The sequence below is a fragment of the Mycobacterium sp. genome (assembly GCF_050701675.1).
GTDB lineage: Bacteria > Actinomycetota > Actinomycetes > Mycobacteriales > Mycobacteriaceae > Mycobacterium.
The window spans coordinates 1-2,492 of record NZ_JBOGDD010000367.1 but is presented as its reverse complement, the minus strand read 5'-3'; the positions used below and the strand labels follow the sequence as shown (position 1 = coordinate 2,492).

The 2,492-nt window shown below is 64.6% G+C and carries 2 protein-coding genes; both read right to left on the bottom strand.

Features of this window, described 5'->3' with window-relative positions:
* A partial coding sequence (locus ACRDUX_RS10880) for a GlgB N-terminal domain-containing protein (RefSeq protein WP_526413736.1) occupies nucleotides 1–959 on the bottom strand: 959 nt, incomplete at its 3' end.
* A gap of 7 nt (nucleotides 960–966) precedes the next feature.
* Nucleotides 967–2,492, bottom strand: a 1,526-nt coding sequence (locus ACRDUX_RS10875) for an alpha-1,4-glucan--maltose-1-phosphate maltosyltransferase (RefSeq protein ID WP_526413734.1), incomplete at its 5' end; no start/stop codon positions are given.

The following is a 2,492-nucleotide window of genomic DNA, read 5'->3' as shown; positions in this document are numbered from 1 at the left end:
GGTGAGCCCAGGCGTGACGTCGGCGCGTAGTACGACGTCACCTGGTAGCCCCAGGACCCGCCGAACGGGTGCTCGGCCACGGGTAGCAGTTCGACGTGTGTGAAACCCTGCTCCGACACGTATTCGGTGAGTTGGTCAGCGAGCTCGCGGTACGTCAGCCCTGGCCGCCACGACAGCAGGTGCACCTCGTAGGTGCTCATCGGTTCGAAGACGGGGTTCTTCAATGCGCGGGCGCTCATCCAGTCGCCGTCGTTCCACGTGTAGTCACTCGAGTTCACCCGTGACGCCCGCGCCGGCGGCACCTCTGCGGCGAATGCCATCGGGTCGGCACGCTCCGTCACCGAGCCGTCCGCGCCGTGCACCTTGAACTTGTAGAGGCCGTCGGCGGGGAAACCGGGCCAGAAGACCTCCCACACGCCGGATGAACCGAGTACGCGCAACGGCGCGGAACTGCCTTCCCAGTGGTTGAACTCGCCGATCAAGCTGACGCCCTTGGCGTTTGGTGCCCAGACCGCGAATGACACGCCGTCGACCACGCCGTCCGCTGTCTTGAAGCTGCGGGGGTGGGCGCCCAGGATCTCCCACAGTCGCTCGTGGCGCCCCTCGGCGAACAGGTGAAGGTCGATCTCGCCGAGCGTGGGGAGGAAGCGGTACGGATCCGCCGTGGTGTGCGAGCCGCCCTCGTAACTGATTTCGAGGCGGTAGTCGATGAGGCCGGTGAACGGCACCGCGACGGCGAACAAGGCGCCCTCGACGTGGCTGAACGAAAAACGCTCGTCGCCGATCAGCGCGACCACCTCAGTGGCCCATGGTCGAAGGACGCGGATCACGGTGTGATCGGCGTACTCGTGTGCGCCAAGGACGGAGTGCGGGTCGTGATGCTCACCGGCGAACAGGCGGTTGAGGTCCGCCTGATCGGGTCGCAGGTACTTGCTAGTGACGTCGTTCGTGCGGGTCATGTGAAACTCATTCCCTCCGCAGCAGTTCAAGCCGCTTCTCGTGTGATATTTGCGGCATGTTCAGGATGTGGGCGACGGACCTCACGGGGTCGATGCGCACGTAATTCGCCTGCCCCCATTGGTATTCGTCGCCGGTGATCTCGTCGCGCACCCAGAATCGGTCGTAATCGGCCATTCCGAGTGCTTCCATGTCGAGCCAAAGGGTGGACTCCTCTGGACCGAACGCGTTGAGGCTCACCACCACCAGGACACAGTCGCCGGTGACCGGATCGAACTTGCTGTAGGCCAGCAGCGCATCATTGTCGATCGCGTGGAACTTGATGGTGCGCAGTTCACTCAACGCGGGGTGCAGCCTTCGAATCTCGTTGAGCCGACTCAGGAACGGCTCCAGCGATCGACCTGCGGTCAGGGCAGCCTCGAAGTCGCGTGGCCGCAACTCGTACTTCTCCGAATCGAGGTACTCCTCGCTGCCCTCGCGGACGGCCTGCCCTTCGAAGAGCTCGTACCCGGAATAGACGCCCCAGGCGGAACTCATCGTTGCAGCCATCACGGCGCGGATGGCGAACATTCCCGGACCACCGTGCTGCAGGCTCTCGTGCAGGATGTCGGGCGTATTGGGCCACAGGTTTTGCCGCGAGTAGTCGGCGTGCTCGGCCATCGACTCGCCGAACTCGACGAGCTCCCACTTGGCGGTGCGCCAGGTGAAGTACGAATACGACTGCGTGTAGCCGAGTTTCGCCAACCCGAACAACCGGGCCGGCCGGGTGAACGCCTCTGCCAGGAACAGCACGTCGGGATCGTCGTTCTTGACTTCGCCGATCAGCCACGCCCAGAAGTTCGGTGGCTTGGTGTGCGGGTTGTCGACCCGGAACACCTTGACGCCGTGCGAGACCCAGAACCGGACGACCCGAAGGACCTCCTGGTAGATGCCGACCGGGTCGTTGTCGAAGTTGACCGGATAGATGTCCTGGTACTTCTTCGGTGGATTCTCGGCGTAGGCGATCGTGCCGTCGGGAAGTACCGTGAACCACTCGGGATGGTCCTTGGCCCACGGATGGTCGGGTGCACACTGCAGCGCCAGGTCCAGGGCCACCTCGAGCCCCTGATCCCTCGCAGCGGTGACGAAGTCGTCGAAGTCGTCGATGGTGCCGAGCTTCGGATGGACCGCGTCGTGGCCACCCTTGCTGCTACCGATCGCCCACGGCGACCCGACGTCCTTCGGCGCAGCGGTCACGCTGTTGTTGCGGCCCTTGCGGTGCACCTTGCCGATCGGATGGATAGGCGGCAGATAGACGATGTCGAAGCCCATCTTCGCGATGCGGGGCAGCGCCTTGCTGGCCGTCGCGAAGGTGCCGTGCACGGGGTTGCCCTCGCTGTCCCAACCACCGGTCGACCGGGGGAAGATCTCATACCACGCACTGAACCTCGCCAACGGGCGATCCACCCACACGCCGTACTGCTCGCCGCGGGTGATCAGCTCGCGCAGCGGATAGTCGTGCACCAGCGAGGCCACCTCGGGCGCGAGTGCCGCAC